The organism is Scopulibacillus cellulosilyticus, from assembly GCF_042665295.1.
Lineage (GTDB): Bacteria > Bacillota > Bacilli > Bacillales > Sporolactobacillaceae > Scopulibacillus_A > Scopulibacillus_A cellulosilyticus.
On the sequence record NZ_JBHTCO010000039.1, the window covers coordinates 1 to 23101 of the forward strand.

The following is a 23101-nucleotide window of genomic DNA, read 5'->3' on the forward strand; positions in this document are numbered from 1 at the left end:
AAAACATGAAGAAGTAGAGGTAGTCTGTCCTTTTTGTGAAGGTACTATGCGACGAGCAAAAAAGAATCCCAAGTGATAAGGCTACACTTGGGAAGTAATTAAGTCGCGCTAGCGATTTTGTTCTTAGAATTGAGGTGACAAGCTTTGAATCCAATTATTGAATTTTGCATGAGTAATTTAGCCAGCGGTTCATGGGATGCGTTCGAAGAATTAGAAAAAGACCCTAATCTTGATGTTATTGAATATGACTGCCTTAATTTTTGTGATTATTGTTTGGAAGGTCCCTATGCACTTGTTAACGGCGAATACGTGTCGGGAAATACACCGGAAGAGCTTGTGAAAAATGTTTATAAATTTTTGGAAGAAAATCCTATGTTTTAAAAAGGTTGTTCAAAAAGTCCGGGAAAAATAACTGTCGAATTTCTTCGTCACTCGGTCTCTCCGGTCCTCAAGCAAATTCTGAGATGTATCTGTGCTCCTGCGCCGCAGGATATTCACTGACGCATCGCCAACTTCTCGTCGCAACTCGCAGTTATCGCGAGAGGCTTTGCTCGTCGCTTCGATCCTCGAGACTGTCGTTGAACTTCCGGCGCACAGGACGTGCTAGTACTGGCGTTGTCACATGGACGTGACGTTTTTAGCCAGTGTCGGTTCTTTTTGTCCTCCTTTTTGAACAGACATTTAAGTATTAAAGCAAATGAATTGACATCATTGCTTACAAAATGTAAGTTAAGTAAGATTAAACCTTGCACCATCTTAAATTATTACAGGAGTGAAATACATTGACTAAAGTACTTTATATAACAGCTAATCCTAAACCAGTCGAAGCTTCGTTCGGTCTGCAGGTTGGTGAACATTTTGCAGAAACACTGCAACGCGAAAACCCTGATGTCGAAATAGAGCGAGTGAATCTTTATAAGGAGCATATCCCCCTTATTGATACAGTTGTGTTTTCCGCATGGGAAAAAGCAGGTAAAGACCTCCCGCTTAATGAAAATGAACAAACAGCGATTAATCGTATGGAAGAAATTCTCGAGCAGTTTATATCTGCAGACGCCTATGTATTTGTAACACCTATGTGGAACTTAAGTTTTCCGCCAATGTTAAAGGCTTATATCGATAATGTTGTTATAGCAAGGAAAACTTTCCATTATACGGCTCAAGGTCCGGAAGGATTAATGAAAAATAAAAAGGTATTGCACATTCAATCCCGCGGCGGCGTCTATTCGGAAGGCCCGGCGGCAGATATGGAATTTACAAATAAATATTTACAAAGCGTCATGGCATTTATCGGAATTACAGACTATGATCATTTAGTTGTCGAAGGCATGAACGCTTTTCCGGAGAAATCTTCATCTTTATTGGAAGAAGCTAAGAAAAAGGCCGAAAAAGCTGCAAAATCTTTCCTAGCCAACGCCTTAACTGTATAAATTAAAAGTTTGGAGGATAGATAATGAAACTTACTGTAACTCCTGCAGCCGTTACCTGGTTTAAAGAAGAATGGGACTTTGAAGAAGGAGACCAGATCAAACTATTTGTCAGATATGGAGGAGACAGCACAATTCATGCCGCATTCTCTATGGGCATTGTTAAAGATGAGCCAAAAAATATTGGGATTTCCACTATAGCTGACGGCATTACATTTTATGTAGAACAAGATGAGCTTTGGTACCTTGACGGCCGGGATCTTACCCTCGACTATAGTCAAGAAAAAGATGAAATTGACTTTCAGGTTTCCGGCAAATAAGAAGAGAAGAGGCTCTCCTCTTTCTCTTCTTATTTTTATAGCATATTAGGGTTGAAAGATGATTTTTCAATAGCGTAGACGAGTGCAGTGTGGCCGTTAAACGTTACCGTTTTGGCATAGGTCATTCCTGTTTTTCTGGCAACAAATATAGAAGCGGGATGATTAGGATTAATGAGTGAGATAAGACGGTGCAGTCCTAATTGATTAAACGCATAATCCCTAAATGCTTTAGCCGATTCAACCGCAAGCCCTTTCCCCCAGTAGTCTCGGGCCAGCCAGTAACCCAGCTCAAGTTCCTGTCTATCTTCTACATCTTGAACAACAAGCCCGGTATGGCCAATGATTTCCCCGCTTTGTTTAAGGACGGCCGCAAACAGCCCCAGCCCATCATGATAACTTGGCAAAATCCAGTTTTTTAAGCTTTGTGCTGCCTCTTGACGCGTTTTCGTCTCGCCATTATTAATATAGCGAACCACTTCAGGGTCCGCCCACAGCGACGCATATGCATCTAAATCATCCATTGTATACTCTTTGAAAACGAGCCTTTTGGTTTCAATCATCCCTTTCTCCCCTCTTTCATAGACATTCTGTCTTTTATATTTTTTCCATTATAACAGTGTTTTTATATGCAAGCCATTATTTGGATGTAAAAATAATATTAAATATCATAATTATGTATAAGCCTATGGACACTTACTTATAAAGTGAAACTTAATGAAAATACTCCTTTTTTTAATATAGATGGAAGTATAGCAGGTTGGTGAATCATTATAAGCCGGCTGGAAATAATAAGAACCTCTTTTACCTTTACTTAAAACATAACTTTAAATATTAAAAGGATGTGTGCTTGTCATGAGACTTGAAAATAAAGTAGCTGTCATCACCGGCGGCGGTACTGGAATCGGTAAAGAAACCGCCCTATTATTTGCTAAAGAAGGAGCAAAAATTGTTATTACTGACATCAATCAAGAATCCGGAAGTCAAGCAGTAAAAGATATTGAAGCAAACAGCGGAGAAGCACTTTTCGTCCAACATGATGTCAGCAAAGAAGAAGACTGGAAAAAGGTTGCAGAGGAAACAATAAAGACTTTTGGCAAAGTTGACGTTCTTTTCAACAATGCCGGCATTTATATTATAAAACCAGTTGCAGACATTGAACTTGAAGAATGGAATCGTCTGATGTCTATTAATGTGACCGGCGTATTCTTAGGCATGAAGCATATTATGCCGCTGATGGCCAAACAAAATAAAGGTTCAGTGATTAATGCATCTTCCATTGCCGGTTTGATGGGTGCCCCAGGTCATGTCCTGTATGGTGCAAGTAAAGGCGCTGTTCGTATCATGACTAAAGACGCGGCGATGGAGTATGCTGAGTCAGGCGTCCGGGTTAACTCCATTCATCCGGGATATATTGATACCGGAATGGCAGACTATGCTTCCCAAGTGACCGGAAATACAAAAGAACAGCTCGGCAAAGAATTCCCTATGGGACATCTGGGATCGGTTAAGGATGTCGCAAATACAGTCCTGTTTCTTGCTTCTGATGAATCATCTTATACGACGGGTGCGGAATTTGTGATTGATGGCGGTGCAACGGCCCGTTAAATTAATTTGATCAATGAATAAAAGCAGATATTGACTTGAATTTAATGATAAATGGAGGGATTAATATGAAATTAAAAGATAAAGTAGCCATCGTCACAGGCGGAGCAAGCGGAATTGGTGAAGCGACTGTTCGCCTTTTTGCTGAAGAAGGTGCAAAAGTGGTGATTGCCGACTTTTCAGAACGAGGTAAAAATGTATCAGAAGAATTAACTTCAAATGGATTTGATACGTTATTTGTTAAAACGGATGTAACAAAAGAAGAAGATATTAAACAGATGATCAATAAAACCGTCAATAAATACGGTAAGCTGGATATCATGTACGCAAATGCCGGCGTCGCCGATGACGCACCTGCACATGAATTATCTTACGAAAAATGGAAACGGACGATTGATATTAACTTATCAGGCGTATTTCTCTCTGATAAATATTCGATTGAGCAGTTTCTTAAACAAGGCACTGGCGGTGTCATTGTTAATGCCGGTTCTATTCATAGTTTTGTTGCATTGCCGGATCCAACTGCCTATTCCTCTGCCAAAGGCGGTGTAAAGCTTTTAACTCAAAACTTATGTACGGCTTATGCAAAAGATGGTATTCGTATTAATGCTGTCTGCCCCGGTTATATTGATACACCATTACTTTCAAATGTTGATCCTCAAAATAAAGAATACTTAGCTTCGCTTCATCCGCAAGGCAGGCTTGGAAAACCGGAGGAAATTGCAAAGGCTGTCTTATTTTTAGCAAGTGATGATGCCAGTTTTGTTAATGGTACAACCCTTCTTGTTGATGGCGGCTATACCGCACATTAATTTAAATTAAAAGACCCCTTATCCCGACAAAGCAGTCTGATTTAGCACTGCTTTGTTTTTATTTTAAAAGACGCCTAATGGACTATCCGCTTCGCTTAATTTATCAATGAGATCCTCATTTTACTTAAAATAAAATTTACCATAATTGGACAAAATAATAACTCATATATCTCTATGTTTTCGTTCATTCGGAAATCCTTTTTAAGAAGGAAGGTACTCAAGATTGATATATATCTATAATTGCTTCGGCGGTACGCATTCATCCGCGCTGGCAGCGGCCTATCATCTTAATAAATTACCGCGGGATTGAAAACCAACAAAAGAAGAAATTCTCCGCGTTGATATTTTTAATAAATTAACTTATAAAGATAGAGGGAAATTTTATTTACACGGCGTTGATGAAGACAATAATAAAGTTTATACACTTGGCAGAGGGAACTCAAAAGCGTTAGTACCTGCGCTTCGCCATTTGGCTCTTATCCTTCAAGACACTCAAGCAGCCAAAGAGCCGATTGTGATATCAAATACCTCTCCAACAGTTCCTTTAGCTATGACCTTTGGCGGATTTTTCTCAAGAGGCGTTAAACTTCATTTTATTGGTGTCCCCTTGCTTGTTACTGGAGCAAAACAAGCACATCAGAACATTATTAACCTTGTTAACCACACAAAGGAATATGGGCGGACATTAGACTCTGAAATTGAAATTTTGGATAATAAAGCTTTTAAGGGGAATTCAGCTATTGACAAAGCTTAAAAACAAAAAACTTGGCGCTTGCCAAGTTTTCTTTATAAAATAGGAGATAAAAGCCGCGAAACTGACTCTTTGAACTTAACCCGCCGCGGGCGATGCTCATACATTTCCAGCGTCAATTCCCAACATTTCTTTAAATCTTGCTCAAAAATATTTTGCAGCTGCAAGGCAACATTAGAATCATAAATAAATGCGGTCGTTTCAAAATTTAATTTCAAACTTCGGACATCAATATTTGCTGTTCCAACAGAGGCAATTTTTCCATCAACGACAATTGTTTTAGCATGAATGAAGCCTTCATTATAAATATAACATTTAACCCCTGCATCCAGTAACTCGCCAATGTTAGATAAAGACGCCCAATAAACAAAAATGTGATCCGGCTTATTAGGGATCATAATCCGGACATCAACCCCCGAAAGAGCCGCAATAAGCAATGCATTCATGACACTGTCACTTGGAATAAAATAAGGGGTTTGAATGTATACACTTTCTTTTGCTAAGTGGATCATGCTAATAAAGCCATTTTTAATTTGCTGCCATTTTGAATCGGGACCGCTTGAAACAATTTGCATCCCTGCTTGCCCTTTTTCAACTAAAACTTCAGGAAAATATTTCTGATCAAATTGCAGCAAATGTTGATGCGACGCGTTATTCCAGTCAAGGAAAAAGCGGGTCTGCAGTACATGAACAGCACTTCCGCATATTTTTAAATGGGTATCGCGCCAGTAACCAAATTTTTGCCTTAATCCTAAGTACTCTTCACCTACATTAAATCCGCCCAGAAAACCGCACACACCGTCAATCACAACAATTTTGCGGTGATTCCGGTTGTTTAATTTGATATTAAAATAAGGAATTTTCGATGGAAAAAAGGCAGCCACTTCTCCGCCTGCAGCTTTTAAATCTTTAAAAAAGCGCCTTGGAAGCCTCGTTCCCCAATCATCATAGAGCACTCTGACTTTAACACCCTCATTGGCTTTTTTAGTCAGGACATTGACCAGCTTTTTTCCAAGATCATCATTTCTAATAATATAATATTGCAGATGAATGTGCTCCCGGGCCTTTTCAAGACTTTCAAACAGAGCTTCAAACTTTTTCCGCCCGTCCGTAAATATTTCAATATGATTATCTTGAGTAAAAGTTGAATGCCCTTTGTTAAGATTCATATAAATCATTTCTTCATATTCCGCTATTGAAGGATCATTATACTGAAAAGACTCATTTCTCAGCTCATCTTCCTGCTTGTGAATGATTTCTTGTATTTCATCAATTTCCTTGGAGGACAAATGAAATATTTTTTTCTTGCTTAAGTTTCGTCCAAATATAAGATAAATAATAAATCCAATAATCGGAATAAAAACTAAAACCATTAGCCATGACCAGGTTGAAGCGATGTTACGCCTTTCAAGAAAAATAATAGCTGCGGCTAATGATATGTTTAAAACTAAAGTGACAATAAATAAAATGGTTATAACTAGGCTCATCAAGTTCCTTCCTTTATAGTCGCTTATTCTTCTATATCTTAGCGGATTTGTACTATACAAGAATACCATAGTTGATGACTTAGTGTTTACTACAAATGATTATTTTATCAAGTAAGAGGATTTTTAAATCGCTGCTTCTCTGTAAGCGGCTTCTTCTCTTTTCAGAGACTCCTGTCACAGCTGCACCTCAAGAATATCTGCGACCTTCAATGTTAAAGATTTTATTGAATTACCGGTGATGCGCAATTCTTTACTGATTTCGTAAAAAGCATCTATATAACCATTCGCCTTATGGAGAGTACCATTTTGAAAATAAACGACACAGACGGGTAAGTTATTGTTTTTGGCATAACAAATGCATTGATTTAATTCCTCGAGTTTCTGTTCATCTAATATTGGCTTAATCGCTTTTTGTTGATTTTTTCTCCGTTCTGATAGAGCCTTTTTATGTTCCGGAAGAAACATCCTTGAGCCCTCCCAAAGCTTATTTCCGCGTTCAAGATAATGATTCACTTATAATGACCCCCAATCTTTTTCGCTCTGTCCGCTGCTTGACCGGCTTCAGTCAGGGAGATTGCCCTAATGATAGCATCCGGGCCGTACCGCTGCTTAATTTGGTCCATTGTATAACCGATCTCCCTTCGCGAGTCATAGCTGTCAAAAAAGCTTATTTGCCGCACTTTATCACTGCATAAATTTGAAAGGTTAACAGTTAGCCTGCGAACCGGCCGTCTATCCCAAAATTTTAAAAATAATTTCTCTGCCTCATGAAATACATCTATTGTGTTATTTGTAGGGTTTATAAGGGTTGTTTGCCTATAAAAGCCCGCAGGTGAATCGTAGTTTGCCCCCTGGCACCCCGTGGAAATGGTATATCCCATCACACCGGAAGTTCGGGCCCTGGAGCATACCTCTTCACAAAGTTCTAAAAGAATGACCTTAATTTCTTTTTCAAAATCTTGATAATCCCTTGGAAGCGTCATCGCATGCCCAATGGCTTTTTGCCCCTCATGAGATGCGGCCAAAACCGGTGAGCGGTCGACACCGTTTGCTGTCTCCCACAGCACCTGGCCGTTAATTCCCCACTTTTTTTTCAAAATCTCTAATGGGTAATTTGCCAGCCGGCCAATTGTTGAGATACCCAGCCGCCGAAGATGCTTTTCCATGCGGCTGCCAACGCCAAACATCGCACCAACAGGCAATGGCCACATATATTGCTTCATATTATTTTGATTAAGTTCGAATATACCGGTATCGTTCTTTTTTGAAAAATTGTCACAAGCGATTTTCGCGAGAACTTTGTTAGGCCCTATACCGCACCGGGCATTTACACCTGTTTCTTTCTTAATAGCGTCCTTAATTTTTTGGGCGATTTCAAAAGACGTTCCGAAAAGACGCTTGCTGCCTGTGACATCCATAAACTGTTCATCAACCGAATAAGGCTCAACCATATCCGTAAATCGCTCAAGTATATCTGTAATTTGCATTGAAACATCCAGATAGCGCTGCATGCGCGGACGAACAACGACAGCTTCCGGACAAAGCTGCTGCGCTTCCCAAAGCCGGTAAGCATTCTTCACACCACGTTTTTTCGCAAGAGGACATGCAGCCAGTACAACGCCCGACCTTCTTTCCGGATCACCTGAAACAATTACCGGGTAATCGTTTAACTCAGGGTGATCTGCTTTTTCGACACTAGCATAGAAAGATTGCATATCAACGAGAAGAATGGCCTTCTGCGCCATGTTGCCTCCACCTCACAAGGTATAAATCTCTTTACCAAAGGAACGTATATTCCTGTCATATATTTATTTTATACGAATGAGTGTTCGTTTTATACTGGTAAATAAATGTTTTTTATTTTAATTTGAAAAAAATGGAATTAAATACTGTGTTCTCCTTTATTTACACACTTTTTCATTGACTCCCACATGACATATTATATAATGGACTTTGTGGTTAATTCGCATACAAACTATTTATCATGCTAACTAAAGTAATAGGTATAAAGGCATATGTTGGAAGTCTAAAATGTAAATGAGTTGTTTTAAATGATTGGGAAATATTATAATAAGGTTCAGATTTACAGTTAGGGAGGCGGCAGTCAATGTCCTCATTTCTTATCGTCTATATAGTCTGCGCCATAATCGTTATTGCAGGATTAAATATTATCCTGAGTCGCAAACGAAACAATCGACAAAGCAAAAAATAATTTTGTTATGTATTAAAGGGGAGACATGAAAATGAATATTTATGTTGTTTATGACAGTGAAGACGGTCATACTCAAGTACTGGCAAAAGCTATTGCAGAAGGTGCCGGCGAATACCCGGGATCTAACGTCTATTTAAGACATGTTAAAGAAGCTGACGTGAGGGAGCTTGCTAATATGGATGCAATTATATGGGGGTGTCCAGGCCACTTCGGTTCAATCAGCTCCGGATTAAAAGAATGGATCGATAAATTAGGATACTTATGGGCGAAAGGTGAATTAATAAATAAAGTCGGTGCTGTCTTCTGTACAACGGCAACCCATCACGGCGGTATTGAAATGACACTCTGGAATTTGATTACCCCAATGCTTCATAATGGTATGATTATCGTCGGCCTCCCGGCTAATGTCCCTGAAAATGTATTATATGGTTCTTACTATGGTGTAGGTATAACCTGTCCCGTTGAGTACAGTGCTGATGCCCCGCCGAACATGCCTTCAGAAAATGACCTTGCTTTAGGAAAAGCACTTGGACGTCGTGTGGCTGAAGTAACTAGAAAACAAAAAGCTTAAATACCGGGGTGAGGAGTATGTTATTTTTCGTCATTTGGGTTATTGTTGTCATTATCGCATTAGCTTTATTAATGACATACAATATTATTGCATTTAGAAAAAACGATTCAAAACCTGACAATAAAGGACGACAAGCTGCAGAGGAAAGAGTATCTGCAGAGCATAGAGATGTGCCATCAAACTATTCTGAAGCCGCTTCTAACAATATTCAAGAGGAAGAGAAAATGTTTGATGAAACCATAAAAGAAGAAAAAAGCGAAACATTTAATGATGCGCCGGCTTTTGCTGCAGAAGAACAAAGGAACTTTGAAAATATACCTAGAAATGATAACAGCAATCAACAAAATAAAAATAACAGAAGCGGCGATAAAGATTACCGGGAGGCACTTCGGGAATTAATGTCCGGGCAAACAAGCCCTGAAGAAAAAATCGAGGAAGAAAAAGGGTCAAGCAGTGACTCCGATTATCGTGAAGCACTTCGCTCGTTATCAAAAAAACAATAAAAACAAAAAACACCCCTGCAATTTGGCAGGGGTATTTTTTAATGAACGTAAAGAATTTAACTGTGTTTTAACTATTTTTAAACCATAATAGCTCTTATTTAAAATATTCATGGTATCCCCTTCTAACATTTGTATTACTTTTTTAATTCTAATATTTCAATATCCTCAGAATCACTATTTTTTATTAATCGATTTTTACGGGTGTATATCCAAAATGCAGAAAGCGCACTAATAATACCAGAAAAAACAATATATAGAGTAAGTAATTTAGGTGAACCATTGTTAAGTTTAAGTAACGTTGCAGCGATGATTGGAGTTAATCCGCTTGCAAAAATACCGGAGAATTGATAAACAAATGACATTCCTGTATACCTTACTCGAGCATCAAATAATTCGGCGAACAGCGCAGCCTCTGGACCATAGACAGCTGCATAGAAAATCCCGAGGGGAATAACTACAGCGAGCCAAATCAACAGAGTGTTGCCTCCGCCTGAAGACATCAACCAAAAAGCAGGCACTGCAGAGAAACCGGTAATCAAACTGCCGCACCAATATGTCCGGCTTCTCCCGATGCGATCTGAAATATGGCCAAAAAGCGGGATGAAAAAACACATCACAAATGCGGCAATCGAAACCCCCAAAAGAGCAGTAGAACGGGAGATTTGAACGGTATTTGTAAGATAAGTGATTGAAAAAACGCCCATAATATTAAAGAAAACCCCATCAATATACCTTGCTCCCATACCAGCGATAATGTTTCCGGTATGTTTGCGCCACATCTCTGCAAAAGGAATACGAGATTCACCCTTATACTTTTTAACATTCTGAAATTCGGGTGTTTCCGACACATTTATTCGGATCCATAAACCTAAAAATATCATAACAGTACTTAGTCCAAAGGCGGCGCGCCATCCCCAGGTCATAAACTGGTCATTTGACAGTAATGATGACAGCAACCCTACAACGCCAGATGATAATAATAGACCAATGGACAGCCCTATTTGCGGCAAGCTGGCATATAAACCTCGTTTAGACCGCGGTGCATGCTCAAATGTCATAAGAACAGCACCTCCCCATTCCCCGCCTAAGCCAATGCCTTGAATAATACGTAATAAAAGCAAAAGAATAGGTGCCCAAATACCTATCAGTCTATATGTTGGTATCAAAGCTATCAATGCCGTACTTAAACCCATCATTGTTAAAGTAATGATCAGCATGCTTTTACGACCAATTTTGTCTCCAAAATGACCGAAGATGATACCGCCTAATGGACGTGTAACAAAACCGACACCGAAGGTTACATATGCAAGCAATGTAGAAATAAAGGGATCATTTGCCGGAAAGTAAAGTTTGTTTAATACAATACCGGCAATAACACCATACAGAAAGAAATCATACCATTCAATAACCGAACCAATTAGACTTGAACCTACCACACGTTTAAGCATTTTTCTTTCAGAGATACTCATAAGATTCTCCTTCTCTTTATTTAGATTAGACCTTCTGAATTTAAATAGGAGTAGAGGTTTTTGATAATCTTTCTACCAGCATGTTATAGATTACAGCTATATCGTGATAAGCGGGTATCTTTCTGTTTGTGGATATACCATTCCCTGACATGGCATCAGTAACAAGTGTTGGAACTGCATCAATTAACGCTTGTGGTTGTATATATTTTTGTCCATCTGCCCAAATACCGAATTTGGAATTAAAGTCTTCAATGATTCTTATAGAGCTTTCAGCCAAATCACCTGTTTTTGATGGATCTGCCCCTAATGCCACCGCTATATCTTTATAACGTTCTTTTGCAGCATCGAGACCAAATCTCATGACGAAAGGCAGCAAAAGTGCTACGCTCAATCCATGCGGAATATGAAAACGTGCACCTAACGGCCGGCCGGCTGCATGAGCTAAATTTGTAGATGAGTTTGAAAAAGCAATCCCTGCAAAACAACTAGCTAAACTCATGCGTTTCCGAGCCTCTATATCCCTTCCATTTAGACAAGCCTTAGGTAAAGCTGTGCTAATCATACGAATGGCCTTAAGAGCAAAAAGATCGGACATGGGTGTCGCACGATTGGAAACATAGGCTTCAATTGCATGAGTCAGTGCATCAATACCTGTATAGGCTGTAAAATTCCGTGGTAAACTCAACGTAAGTTCCGGGTCTAAAATAGCGGCATCTGGAATTAAATGAGGATGTCCCGGGTTCATCTTAACATTTGTTTCAATATTCGTTATAACCATTACTTTCGTCGCTTCGGAGCCTGTTCCTGCTGTTGTTGGAACAGCTATAAGAGGAAGTCTGTTTAGCCGCGGTTCACCTATAATATCAGACCACTTCATGTTAGGATTCATACCAAATAATGAAACAGCTTTAGCTAAATCTATCGCACTTCCGCCGCCGACCCCAATGATGCAATTACCATGGAAGCCATTTAATTGTTCAAGTGCATCGTTAACATGGTTTGTTGTCGGCTCTCCAGAATAATTACTAAAGAAAGTACATTCTAAACCCTTCTTTGTTAATACTTCTTTTACCTTTTCGTCAAGATGACATGAATTGACTAAAAAAGAATCCATGATGATAAATGCCCTATTCCCTCCGTTTGCAACGACAAATTCATCCAAACGGTTTAAGATACCGCTTTCAATATAGATTTGACGTGGTAAATCAAGTACAGACATATAATCCCCTCCATTTGGTTTTAGAAGTTCCAATCTAACACTTATGCCTATGAAAATTATTAAACAAGGATCGCGACTATACTTTTACCATTGCAAATATTATGCCAATATTAAATATTTGATAAAATCAAAATATAGGATAAACTATTAATAAGAAATGGTGTTAGTTTGTCACCATAAATGGTGTATAAATAACAACAGTTTTAGCTAAGGGGTGTGAATCTTAAATTATGGATTTAGCCAATCAAGATTTATTGGATGAGATTTCACGATTAAAAGAAAAGAATAAACAGCTTCGCACTATTATTAATTTCTCGTCAGACGGTCTTTATGTTGTAAACAATCAAGGGATTACTTTAGAAGTCAATAAAGCATATGAGGAAATGACAGGGATTTCACGCAAAGAAGTAGTAGGGAAAAACATAAGAGATCTCGTTTTTTCAGATTACTTTGACCGCTCAGCAGCATACATGGCATTACAATCAAAACAAACGACAACGATTATGCAAAAAATTAAAAAGCGTAAATATTTCGTTGCCACTGCCACACCGGTATTTGATGAGGAAAAAGAAGTTAAGATGGTAGTCACAAGTGTTAGAGATCTTACCTATTTAAACCACTTACAAAATCAACTTAGAAAGGTTGAGCATATTAACAAAAAGTTTCCTGAATATTCCTTGTCACTAAATCAGGACGCTTCTACTATCGTATTTAAAAGTCCACAAATGCGGAAAATAATAGAGAGTATCAAGCAAATATCATCATTTCCTACACCTGTATTAATTACCGGTCCCTCGGGAACAGGTAAAGAAGTCTTGGCAAACCTGATTCATCAGTTGAGTTCTGTAAATGAAAAGCCATTCATTAAAGTAAATTGTGCAGCTATTCCGCCTGAATTATTTGAGGCAGAACTGTTTGGTTATGTAAGCGGTTCATTTACAGGTGCAAGAAAAGAAGGAAAACCGGGCTTTTTTGAACAAGCTAATAATGGGACAATTTTATTGGATGAAATCGGTGAACTTCCCTTAACTCTTCAAGTAAAATTACTGCGTGTCATTCAAGATCAAACAATTACCCGTATCGGCGATACTAAACCTAAACATCTTTCCTTTAGACTCATCTGTTCAACAAATCAAGATTTAATGCAATTGGTAAGGGAGAAAAAATTTCGTGAGGATCTATGGTATCGAATTAATGTCGTACATCTGAAAATCCCTCCATTGCATGAACGAAAATCAGATATTGGCCCCTTAATTGAACAAATCCTTCAAAACTTTTGTAATGAATACCATTTAGAAAAACAACTTTTGCCGCAAACTTTATCTATTTTAAAAAACTATTCATGGCCCGGAAATGTACGTGAACTAAAAAATATTATAGAATTTCTCGTTATATCGACTTCAACGACATCTATTTCACCAAGCGATTTGCCAGAGCATATCAAAAATGCTTGGGCATTAGAACTATCATCAACTGAAAAAGAAGGTTTAAAGTTGATTAAAGGAACACCATCAACTGAAAATTTCAGTCTGAAAGAAGCAATGAAACAATTTGAAACCCGAGTTATTTTAATGGCCTTAAAATCCTCAAAAAGTATACGAGCCGCTGCTTCACAACTCGATATAGACCATGCAAATCTCATTAGGAAAATGGAAAGGTTGGGGATTACTTATCATCCTTCATAATGAAGTTAAAAGTCATGACAACATTACTTTTCCATAATGTTTAATCCATATAAAGTAAAATTTCCATCAGTGAAATAAAAATCTCATGGCTTTAATAAAGACCAAGGATATCACCCTTGGTCTTTAACAGTTATTTAGCTTGTCCTTGTTTTACCCATTCAGCAACTTCAACGACGCGTTTAGCCTGATGTTTGGCAGCCTCTTTAACATCTTCAGATTTACCTGCTATCGCACTTGTACCATAAGGGTTGCCTCCGGCAGCTGAAATAGATGGGTCAGTATAACCCGGCGCTACAACAATAGCTCCCCAGTGATACATTGATGTATAGAACTGTAAGATCGTTTGTTCTTGACCGCCGTGAATTTCATTGGCGCTTGCCATGGCACTGACAACTTTGTTAACTGTTTTACCTGTTGCCCAAAGGCCGCCGCATGTATCAATAAATTGCTTCATTTGTGAAGGAACGTTTCCGAAACGGGTTGGCATGCTGAAAATAATAGCGTCAGCCCATTCAAGATCGGCATGGGTCGCTTCAGGAATATGTTGTGTTTCATCAACATGTTTTTTCCAATCAGGATTTGAAGCGATAGCTTCAGCCGGCGCTAATTCCGGGACTCTGACCAGGCGAACTTCAGCGCCTGCTTCTTTAGCAGCTTCTTGCGCATATTCGGCCATTTTATAATTTGTTCCTGTTGAACTATAGTAAATAATTGTAAGATTGACATTTGACATGAATAACTTCCTCCCTATTGTTTACCATATTTATAAGGCTGTAAGCTACCGCTTATTAATATGTAACTTACTTTATATAAGCATGGTATTTTAAATAATTGTGTTTGTCAAGGAATACAGTAAACCGTTTTCAAGGTTATTTTTCCAACAATACAATAAAATAAACAGTTTTGTGTAAGGGTAATTAATGGCACCGGGCAAAACATCTGAAACTGCTGCGAATTGCAAAGAAAAGCGAGACTTCTCATAATAAACTTCGGCGTAAAAGTACACAAAAAAAGACCACACAAATGGTCTTTAATTAACATCGCCTAAATAGACAGGCTGCTCGTCAATATGCTCTTTAATATAAAATCTTTCTGTAATTAACGGACAAGCAGCCTTTGGGTAAAAACGATAGTCCATTAAGTCAGCTAAAGGAAGCCAAGTGACGCCTGTTTGATATTGGTCAGGCCGTCTCCCCGCTTGAGGTTCATCTTCTGACGCCGGTTTACATAAAAATATGTACTCTATTTTGTGAACATCACCATCAAAAGCATGAAATTCATGGTTTTTCCCAATATATTCTCTCAAATAAATAAGTTCTTTCGGTTCAACCCGGATGCCAATTTCCTCATAACATTCCCTTTTTAATGCTTGGTGCAGATCTTCTCCATGTTTCTGGCCGCCGCCGGGAAGCAGATAAAAGGTGCCAAAGTTGTCTTTATTTTCAGTGACAAGCAGCTTCCCATTTTTAATAATGATCGCTTTAGCAGAATGCCGTATTTTCAATCCCATCCACCGCCCTTTTTTAATTAAAAAACAGTTAAATCTATTTCTTACTAAGCAGGTTCCCGGCAATTTTTTCAACCAACCTTGGAAATATTTGATAAAGACGGGCACCTGTACTCATCGTCCATGGGATATTAACCTCACGGGTGTTAGTGCCAATAATATCAACAACCTTATGAGCTACTTTTTCAGGTTCAACCATAAATCGGCCAACATTGGCTATGTATTGTCCGCTTGGGTCAGCAATATCAAAGAAATTCGTTCGAATCGGCCCGGGATTGACGGCAGTAACATGAATGTTTGTTCCGGCAAGTTCCATTCTTAAACCATTTGTAAAACCTAATACAGCATGCTTGCTTGCCGAATAAACAGTTGATTTTGGCGTTGCCAGCTTACCCGCAATAGAAGCAACATTGATAATATGCCCTTTATTGCTCTTCAGCATATAAGGAACAACCATCCTCGTACAATTCATTAATCCTATGACATTCACTTCAAACATCTTTTTAATATCATTTGGATCCGCCTCAGCAAAATAATCAAATACACCAAATCCGGCATTATTAATAAGGGCATCAATATGGCCGTGATGATTAAAAATTTTACTGAAAACATGTTGTACAGCATTTGTATCGCTGACGTCAATGGCGTGGACTTCTGCTTCCACGCCATAATTATCATTAATATCCTTTTGAATTATTTGCAGCTTATCCAGCGATCGGGCCATTAAAATGAGAAAGGCTCCCTTTCTTGCCGCGGCGATTGCCATTTGTTTACCAATACCGCTTGAAGCACCTGTTATAATAATGATTTGATTCTTTAAACTTGGGTTGCTCATCTCTTTATTCCTGCCTTCAAAAAGTCCTTGTAGAAGTATTTTCAGCATATAAGCCTTTATAATAAATGACGCCGTTATTTTCTATTTTTTGTATATTTTCTGCTTGCAAAAGCCAGTCCAAATACCCCTGTATCTCGGATAAAACAAGATCCATTTGCGTTAAATAGGCTTTTGAAAACATTTCTTTTCCAATGTCAAATGTCGTTTTCCACCCTGATTCCAAATAACTTAATACCTTATTTCTCCGTTCAAGCTGGTTTTGCAAACGTTCATTTATTAATTCATGGGCTTGGGCAAAAACTTTTCCATGACCTGGACAGACCTTTGAAATATTAAGCTTCAAGCATCTCTTCAGCGACTCCCGATATTGGAGCAGTGAACAAGGCGGAGTCTCCTTGTCATTGTATGGCGGTTCTAAAATAGCATTAGAGGAAATTTTCTCGAGCAAAAGATCCCCCGCTAAAAATAGGCCGTCTTTTTCCCGGTACAAGCTGATATGGCTCTGGGCATGACCCGGGGTATAAAGAACTTGCCAATCTTTTAAACCGTCAATAGTATCCCCTTCATCAACAGCCTTAGTGAGGATGCCTTTCGACGCGTATTTCAAATCTTCTTCAATCGATGACATTTTCTTTCTATAAATTTCGGGTACACCCATTTGATAACCAAGTGCCTTAAAATAGCGATTGTAACGCATCATAAATGCCTCATCTTGCTCAAACCAGGGTCTTAGGCGCGAATGGGCAATGACCGGTATATCCTGATTAAAATAGTTAACAAGCCCGGTATGATCAGGGTGATGATGCGTTAAAACAATTTGATCGATATCTTTCGGTGTCATCCCAATGTGTTTTAAAGCATCGTTAAATGACAGCCAAGCCTCTTCTGTCTTAGGACCGGCATCAACTAAAGTTATGATATCATTTTGTATGAGGTAAACGTTAACAGGTCCAATGTCAAATGGCGTCGGCAAGGTCATTTGCCAAACACCATGATCAACTAATACAGGTTTCATCAGTATCACCTTATTTTAAAAGTTGTTCAACAGTATGTGAAAGGAGCGGGCGTAATTCCCCGAATGAAAAATCAACATCTAAGCGTTCAGTCCACTTATGAGCATCTTTCCCGTACGGCCCGAGATTCAATACAGGTAAATTAAGTGTTTGCATTGCATTAACAGGTAAATCATAGCGTTTTCCATAAAGGGGCATATTGTAAAATAAATCATATAAAGACGCTGAATCTTGCTGCAGGGCTGCATAACTTAAATCAGATAAACCTGCAAAGTAATATTGATGGTTAATGTCAATATTTTTGTTTTTGGCCGTCTCAATGACATTTTGCATAACATCCATAATTTTTGAATTATCTTTCGATGTGACTGCCGGGTAAAACGGCGGGCTGTAAAATAAAACTATCATTGGCGCCAAATGCTTGCACAGGCTGGCTAAATCGTAGACAAGCCTTGTTGACAAGTCCCTGTCACCAAGTTCTTGGAAATTAGCCAGAGTATAAGATTCGAGACGTTCTATCTCGGATTGACCATATAAAGCAATTGCTTTCTTTTTCAATTGTTCAAATGTCATCACACGGACGGATACAGATTCAGGTTTAAATGATGCCCACTGAGAAAATTTTTCTGATTGGTTAAAATGATGGTCTTCAATTTGCTTTGCCGCCTGTCCCGCTATTTTTAACAATTCAGCATTAATCACTTCAAGCGGCTGATCAAGCATTAAAAGGTTGAATAGTGTCACGGCTGTATGAGGGATTTGAACAGAATAATCAACCTTTAAATCTTTTTGCATCAAATTAGTTGGCGGCGGTGTCATTTCCCCTTCAATCATTTGGCAAAAATCTGTATTTAATTCCATTAAGCGATTAATTTCGGAAACCATATAATTTGCATTTAAGCCGGATAGCGGCTCGCCTACATGCGTTTCCTTTCCATAACAAAAAAATCCGGGGAGTACCTTCCCGATGGATCCCGTATAAATATAACGAGCCTCGTCGCCAGGATATCTTGGAAAAGAAGGCTCAGTATTTAAAACAGCTGTATATTCCAAGTCATACTTTTCAGCCAAATCTAACAATACTTCAACGGCTGTTGTCATCCCAAGAGAGTTAACCTCTTCATCGGGAACAGACAGCAATAAGACATTGCCGGAAAAACGGCCGGCATCTGCTTCTTCCAGAAGGGACATTTCCAAAGCTAAACCCGCTTTCATATCCATGCTGCCTCTTCCAAACAGCCAATGTCCGCTATTAAGATCTTTGTTTACTTCTTCCGGAATATGGTCTCTGTTTTCTTTAAATGTCTGTGTTAATTCATTAGGTCTAAAAGCAAGATTTTTCCAATCACCGTAGTCCTCAATGTCAACAACATCAAAATGGCTTAGTAAGATGACAGTTTTCTTCGAATGGCCGTTTTTTACTAAAGCGGTTACAAGTTTGCGTCCATCATTAGTGGGATGCAGCTCCAGCATATGCGGATAGTTTTTAAAAAACTTCAGTTCGGATAATTTGAGCTGGATATACTCACTCATTGCGATTTCAGATTCTGACCCGGTAATGCTCGGGATCTCTACAAGTTTGACTAATAATTCTTTTAGCTGGTCTTTTGTTTGCCAATTTTCCATAGTCGCTTATCACCTTTCCTTGCCATATACTATTATAGATTTCTCTGTTTTTTTCTGAAACCCTTTTAAATTTCGACATATCATTATATGATTAACGTACAGATTGGAGTGTCGAGATGTCAACAAAGATATTCGCCCACCGGGGATACAGCTCTAAATATCCTGAAAATACAATGCCTGCTTTTCTGGCGGCTTATAAATGCGGTGCCCACGGTATCGAGCTTGATGTACAATTATCACAAGATGGGGTGCCGGTTATTATACATGATGAAGCGGTCAACCGGACAACTAACAGCAAAGGACTCGTAAAGGAATTGACAGCCAGCTATTTAACCAAACTGAATGCCGGGAAACGATTCAAATGGCTATCACGTAAAGCGACCATTCCAACGTTGGAAGAAGTGCTTGATTGGATGTCAAAAACTAATCTCATACTTAATATTGAGTTGAAAAATAGCGTTTTTCCTTATAAAGGCATGGAGGAAATTGTAATTAAAATGGTTCATGATTACCATTTAGCATCAAGAACCGTCTATTCGTCTTTCAATCATGACAGTCTTTTTAAAATCCATAAAATCGATTCTGCAGCTGAAACAGCACCATTATACAAGAAGTCTATACCGGTACCATGGGAATATGCAAAATCTATACATGCCTCAGCCATTCATCCTCATTACCGTAACGTTACTAAAGAGCTGATCGAAACGACGCAGCAGCACCAAATACAAGTTAGAGCCTATACAGTGAACCAAACAAAACTTATCAATCGGCTTATTTCATGGAAAATTAATGGTATTATTACAGACGATCCGAAGCAAGCTTTGGCTTGTTTAGAGGCTTTTAAAAAATAATAATATAATTTACTAACTAAGGCTAGTTTACAAAACTGGCCATTTATTTTGTACAGGTAACACAATTACTATTTTATTTTTCTGATATAATTAATACAATGTTATTTGAAAATTCAATTTATAGGAGGGGCAGACTTTTCTTACATAAGAAAGGGGGCAATTTTATATGGGCACTGTCATACGGGAAGTACCATCGATTAAACGCCCGAAAAAAAGAAGAAGGTGGATTATTGTTACTATCACTATTATCATGATTATAGTAATAGCAATTATGGGTATAAGCTACTATGTTACAAACGCTCTGATCCACCCTGCGCGTCATCCGGTTGCAACTAATCCCGGAGCTGTTGGATTACCGTACCAAAACATTTCTTTTAACAGCCGGGAGGGTCATTTGAAATTAAATGGTTGGGTGATAAAAGCTAAAAATCCAACGCACAAATGGATCATTCTCTCCCATGGTTATACGGAAAACCGGTTAATATGGCCGGATGTTGATTCCGGAAAGCCGGGCTTAAAATTTATGAAATTCCTTAATCAAGCAGGTTTCAACGTTGTCACCTTCGATTTTCGCAACAGCGGTTCATCAGAGGGGAAAACAACAACTGTAGGTTATTATGAAAAACAAGATCTTCTAGGGGCTATAGATAAAGTTAAAAACCTTGATCATCATGCGGAAATTGGCCTCATCGGCTGGTCACAAGGCGCAGCGACGTCGTTAATGGCCGCTCCAAAAGATCCTTCCGTTAAATTGGTAGTCGCCGATTCACCTTTTACAAATTTAAAAAAATACTTAGAAACAAACCTGCCTCATTGGTCACATCTTCCTTCATTCCCATTTACACCAATTATTCTTGATTTTTGGGCACCCATATTATCGGGGCTGGATCCAAACGCTGTTTCACCGATCAATGCCGTGAAACATTTTAATGGCCCTATTTTACTTATTCATTCAACGGCTGATGAAGCCATCCCTATTTCTAACAGCCGTTCCATTTATAATAAATATAAAACTTCAAAAAGTATTGATTTAAAAACGTTTGATCAGGCAAGCCACACCGAATCCTTTTTACTGTTTCCTGACCGCTATGAGAAAACCCTTTTAAACTTTTTTATCAAAAACAGCTTTACACCGTGAGCATATTCACTGTAACCATAAAATCCTTATGCTATAATATCGTGCACATGGGAATATTACACTCTGTAGATTGCAAAAGGATGTGATTTAAATGGCAAAGAAACTATTCTCCTCTTATACAATTAAGGATTTAACACTAAAAAACCGCATTGTCATGTCACCAATGTGCATGTATTCTTGTACGAATAAGGATGGTAAAGTCACAAACTGGCATCTCACTCACTATACGAGCCGGGCTGTCGGTCAGGTAGGATTGGTTATTGTTGAAGCTAGCGCTGTAACACCGCAAGGAAGGATTTCTGATCAGGACTTAGGTATTTGGAGCGATGATCATATCGAAGGGCTGAAGCAGCTGGTAGACCTCAATCATGAGCACGGCAGTAAAATGGGGATCCAAATTGCCCATGCCGGCCGTAAAGCAGAATTAGAGGGACCAATTATCGCCCCTTCAGCTGAAGCATTCAGTGATGAATATCAAGTTCCAAAAGAAATGACTTCCGAGGATATCAAAGAAACTGTTGAAGCATTTAGACAAGGCGCCCGCCGAGCAAAAGAGGCTGGATTTGATTTAATCGAGATCCACGGTGCCCACGGCTACTTAATTAATGAGTTTCTATCCCCTCTTGCCAATAAACGGACAGATGAATATGGCGGTTCAAAAGATAATCGTTACCGTTTCTTATCAGAAGTGATTGACGCTGTCAGAGACGCATGGCAAGGACCGCTGTCTGTTCGCGTTTCCGCAAATGACTTTATTGAAGGCGGAAATACACCGGACGACTACGTATACTATGCAAAGAAAATGAAAGATCAGGGCGTTGATATTATCGACTGCAGTTCGGGTGCTGTTGCTCCGGCTAATATTGATGCTTTTCCCGGCTATCAAGTCCCGTATGCCGATCAAATAAGAAAAGAAGCAAACATACCAACCGCTGCAGTAGGACTCATACTGGATCCTGTCCAAGCAGAAGAGATTTTGAAAAATGACCGTGCTGACTTGATCTTTTTGGGCAGAGAATTACTGCGTGATCCATACTGGCCTAGAACTGCAGCCGTTAAGTTGGGCGAAACAATTGAAACGCCTGTACAATATGAGCGCGGCTGGCGGTTTTAATTAAAACCGCTCTCCGCTAAGGATAACCTAATCGTTAATTTAACTCATACGTCCAAAAGTCTTTAGCAAGATAGGTTGGATTAAAAATTTCCCGCGCTTCTTCAAGTAACAGCTGATCATCCTCCTGAAACCGGGAGCTGATATGTGTCAAAATCAAGGCGGCAACATTTGCCGCCTTGGCTGTTTTGGCAGCTTGGGTTGATGTTGAATGAAAATAGCTATGCGCCTTCTGTTCCATTCCTTTTGAAAAAGTTGATTCATGAATCAAAAGATCAGCATTTTCAGCCAGTTCTACAGCCGCCTGACAAACGCGCGTATCACCTAAAACAGCCAATTTCCTCCCTTTTTTATCCGGCCCAATATAGTCTGAAGATGTTAATGTCCGTCCATCCGGCAGCGTAACAGCCGCATGCTCCTTTATTTGTCTGTAAATAGGTCCCGGCATCACGCCTTCAGCCTTTAACCGGTCAACTAAAAGTGTTCCCGGCTGATCCTTTTCCTCGATACGATACCCAAAACATGTGATGCCATGTTCAAGTTCCTTTACAGACACCTTAAAATTTCCATCCTCATAAATAATACCGTCTTCATCTAATTCAATAATTTCCAGCGGATATTTTAAATATGTCGAAGATACAGAGAGGCTTATCTCAATAAAATCCTTAATTCCCTTCGGCCCGTACACGGTTAATTTATCAACGCCGCCTTGAAACGAACGGCTTCCTAAGACACCGGGCAAGCCGTATATATGGTCGCCGTGCATATGAGTGATAAAAATCTTTTTGATTTTAGACAATTTAACAGAAGTATGCAGAATTTGATGCTGGGTCGCTTCACCGCAATCAAACATCCATGTATCGCCTTGATATTCAGGCATCGTAAGAACCATTGATGTCGTATTACGATTTTTTGCAGGCACTCCGGCACCAGTGCCCAAAAAGGTAAAGTGCATATGTATC

The 23101-nt window shown here is 39.0% G+C and carries 23 protein-coding genes and 1 pseudogene; 12 read left to right on the forward strand and 12 right to left on the reverse strand.

Translation table 11 applies throughout. From position 1 onward, the window contains the following. Positions 1-144 precede the first annotated feature (144 nt). From ACFQRG_RS17695 to ACFQRG_RS17705, 3 genes are all read left to right on the forward strand, one after another. A complete protein-coding gene (locus ACFQRG_RS17695) occupies positions 145-381 on the forward strand; it encodes a YuzB family protein (protein ID WP_380968563.1) in 237 nt (78 codons plus the stop codon). A gap of 401 nt (positions 382-782) precedes the next feature. Then, a complete protein-coding gene (locus ACFQRG_RS17700) occupies positions 783-1430 on the forward strand; it encodes an FMN-dependent NADH-azoreductase (RefSeq protein ID WP_380968565.1) in 648 nt (215 codons plus the stop codon). A gap of 23 nt (positions 1431-1453) precedes the next feature. After that, complete coding sequence (locus tag ACFQRG_RS17705; protein WP_380968567.1) at positions 1454-1747, forward strand: HesB/YadR/YfhF family protein; 294 nt, start codon at positions 1454-1456, stop codon at positions 1745-1747. A 35-nt stretch (positions 1748-1782) separates the two neighbouring features. Here ACFQRG_RS17705 and ACFQRG_RS17710 read toward each other — a convergent pair whose 3' ends face one another. After that, a complete protein-coding gene (locus tag ACFQRG_RS17710; protein ID WP_380968569.1) occupies positions 1783-2307 on the reverse strand; it encodes a GNAT family N-acetyltransferase in 525 nt (174 codons plus the stop codon). 292 nt (positions 2308-2599) lie between these two features. On the opposite strand from ACFQRG_RS17710, the gene ACFQRG_RS17715 reads away from it, so the two are divergent. The 3 genes and pseudogenes from ACFQRG_RS17715 to ACFQRG_RS17725 all read left to right on the forward strand — a co-directional run bounded on the left by ACFQRG_RS17715 (position 2600) and on the right by ACFQRG_RS17725 (position 4915). After that, complete coding sequence (locus tag ACFQRG_RS17715; RefSeq protein WP_380968572.1) at positions 2600-3352, forward strand: SDR family NAD(P)-dependent oxidoreductase; 753 nt, start codon at positions 2600-2602, stop codon at positions 3350-3352. A 65-nt stretch (positions 3353-3417) separates the two neighbouring features. Further along, positions 3418-4161: an SDR family NAD(P)-dependent oxidoreductase gene (locus ACFQRG_RS17720; protein ID WP_380968574.1), complete on the forward strand. Its 744-nt coding sequence runs from the start codon at positions 3418-3420 to the stop codon at positions 4159-4161. A gap of 223 nt (positions 4162-4384) precedes the next feature. Further along, a pseudogene (locus tag ACFQRG_RS17725) lies at positions 4385-4915 on the forward strand (DUF3189 family protein). A 32-nt stretch (positions 4916-4947) separates the two neighbouring features. Here ACFQRG_RS17725 and cls read toward each other — a convergent pair. The 3 genes from cls to ACFQRG_RS17740 form a co-directional block, all read right to left on the reverse strand. Then, the gene (gene cls / locus ACFQRG_RS17730; protein ID WP_380968576.1) at positions 4948-6399 is read right to left on the reverse strand and encodes a cardiolipin synthase; all 1452 of its coding nucleotides are present in this window, start codon (positions 6397-6399) and stop codon (positions 4948-4950) included. A 174-nt stretch (positions 6400-6573) separates the two neighbouring features. Next, entirely contained in the window at positions 6574-6912 is a 339-nt protein-coding gene (locus tag ACFQRG_RS17735; RefSeq protein ID WP_380968578.1) for a YolD-like family protein, read from the reverse strand. Next, on the reverse strand, positions 6909-8144 hold the full coding sequence (locus tag ACFQRG_RS17740) for a DNA polymerase IV (RefSeq protein ID WP_380968580.1): 1236 nt from the start codon (positions 8142-8144) through the stop codon (positions 6909-6911). The genes ACFQRG_RS17735 and ACFQRG_RS17740 overlap by 4 nt, the downstream gene beginning before the upstream one ends. A gap of 498 nt (positions 8145-8642) precedes the next feature. Here ACFQRG_RS17740 and ACFQRG_RS17745 point away from each other — a divergent pair, with 498 nt between their 5' ends. Together ACFQRG_RS17745 and ACFQRG_RS17750 are read left to right on the forward strand one after the other, a co-directional pair. Further along, entirely contained in the window at positions 8643-9182 is a 540-nt protein-coding gene (locus ACFQRG_RS17745) for an NAD(P)H-dependent oxidoreductase (RefSeq protein ID WP_380968582.1), read from the forward strand. A gap of 17 nt (positions 9183-9199) precedes the next feature. Further along, complete coding sequence (locus tag ACFQRG_RS17750; RefSeq protein ID WP_380968584.1) at positions 9200-9685, forward strand: hypothetical protein; 486 nt, start codon at positions 9200-9202, stop codon at positions 9683-9685. 134 nt (positions 9686-9819) lie between these two features. On the opposite strand, the gene ACFQRG_RS17755 is transcribed toward ACFQRG_RS17750, so the two are convergent. Together ACFQRG_RS17755 and ACFQRG_RS17760 are read right to left on the reverse strand one after the other, a co-directional pair. After that, positions 9820-11154: an MFS transporter gene (locus ACFQRG_RS17755; protein ID WP_380968587.1), complete on the reverse strand. Its 1335-nt coding sequence runs from the start codon at positions 11152-11154 to the stop codon at positions 9820-9822. 40 nt (positions 11155-11194) lie between these two features. Further along, positions 11195-12373 carry an iron-containing alcohol dehydrogenase gene (locus tag ACFQRG_RS17760; protein ID WP_380968589.1) on the reverse strand — a complete coding sequence of 393 codons (1179 nt, stop codon included), beginning with the start codon at positions 12371-12373 and terminating at the stop codon, positions 11195-11197. Between the two features lie 230 nt (positions 12374-12603). Between ACFQRG_RS17760 and ACFQRG_RS17765 the strand changes: the two genes are divergently transcribed. Further along, complete coding sequence (locus ACFQRG_RS17765) at positions 12604-14058, forward strand: sigma-54 interaction domain-containing protein (RefSeq protein WP_380968591.1); 1455 nt, start codon at positions 12604-12606, stop codon at positions 14056-14058. Positions 14059-14188: 130 nt separating this feature from the next. Here the strand turns inward: ACFQRG_RS17765 and wrbA are convergent, their stop codons facing one another. From wrbA to ACFQRG_RS17790, 5 genes are all read right to left on the reverse strand, one after another. Beyond that, a complete protein-coding gene (wrbA, locus tag ACFQRG_RS17770; RefSeq protein ID WP_380968593.1) occupies positions 14189-14791 on the reverse strand; it encodes an NAD(P)H:quinone oxidoreductase in 603 nt (200 codons plus the stop codon). Between the two features lie 297 nt (positions 14792-15088). Further along, positions 15089-15562: an NUDIX domain-containing protein gene (locus tag ACFQRG_RS17775; RefSeq protein ID WP_380968595.1), complete on the reverse strand. Its 474-nt coding sequence runs from the start codon at positions 15560-15562 to the stop codon at positions 15089-15091. Positions 15563-15602: 40 nt separating this feature from the next. Beyond that, the gene (locus ACFQRG_RS17780; RefSeq protein ID WP_380968597.1) at positions 15603-16400 is read right to left on the reverse strand and encodes an SDR family NAD(P)-dependent oxidoreductase; all 798 of its coding nucleotides are present in this window, start codon (positions 16398-16400) and stop codon (positions 15603-15605) included. 16 nt (positions 16401-16416) lie between these two features. Next, on the reverse strand, positions 16417-17415 hold the full coding sequence (locus tag ACFQRG_RS17785; protein ID WP_380968599.1) for an MBL fold metallo-hydrolase: 999 nt from the start codon (positions 17413-17415) through the stop codon (positions 16417-16419). Between the two features lie 10 nt (positions 17416-17425). Next, positions 17426-19039 carry a M20/M25/M40 family metallo-hydrolase gene (locus ACFQRG_RS17790; protein WP_380968601.1) on the reverse strand — a complete coding sequence of 538 codons (1614 nt, stop codon included), beginning with the start codon at positions 19037-19039 and terminating at the stop codon, positions 17426-17428. Positions 19040-19155: 116 nt separating this feature from the next. On the opposite strand from ACFQRG_RS17790, the gene ACFQRG_RS17795 reads away from it, so the two are divergent. The 3 genes from ACFQRG_RS17795 (at position 19156) to namA (ending at position 22142) form a co-directional block, all read left to right on the forward strand. Next, entirely contained in the window at positions 19156-19890 is a 735-nt protein-coding gene (locus tag ACFQRG_RS17795; protein WP_380968604.1) for a glycerophosphodiester phosphodiesterase, read from the forward strand. 166 nt (positions 19891-20056) lie between these two features. Further along, positions 20057-21028: an alpha/beta hydrolase gene (locus ACFQRG_RS17800; protein WP_380968606.1), complete on the forward strand. Its 972-nt coding sequence runs from the start codon at positions 20057-20059 to the stop codon at positions 21026-21028. A gap of 91 nt (positions 21029-21119) precedes the next feature. Continuing rightward, positions 21120-22142, forward strand: a complete 1023-nt coding sequence (gene namA, locus ACFQRG_RS17805; RefSeq protein ID WP_380968608.1) for an NADPH dehydrogenase NamA — start codon at positions 21120-21122, stop codon at positions 22140-22142. Positions 22143-22176: 34 nt separating this feature from the next. Here namA and rnz read toward each other — a convergent pair whose 3' ends face one another. Beyond that, on the reverse strand, positions 22177-23094 hold the full coding sequence (rnz, locus tag ACFQRG_RS17810; protein ID WP_380968610.1) for a ribonuclease Z: 918 nt from the start codon (positions 23092-23094) through the stop codon (positions 22177-22179). Positions 23095-23101: the final 7 nt, after the last annotated feature.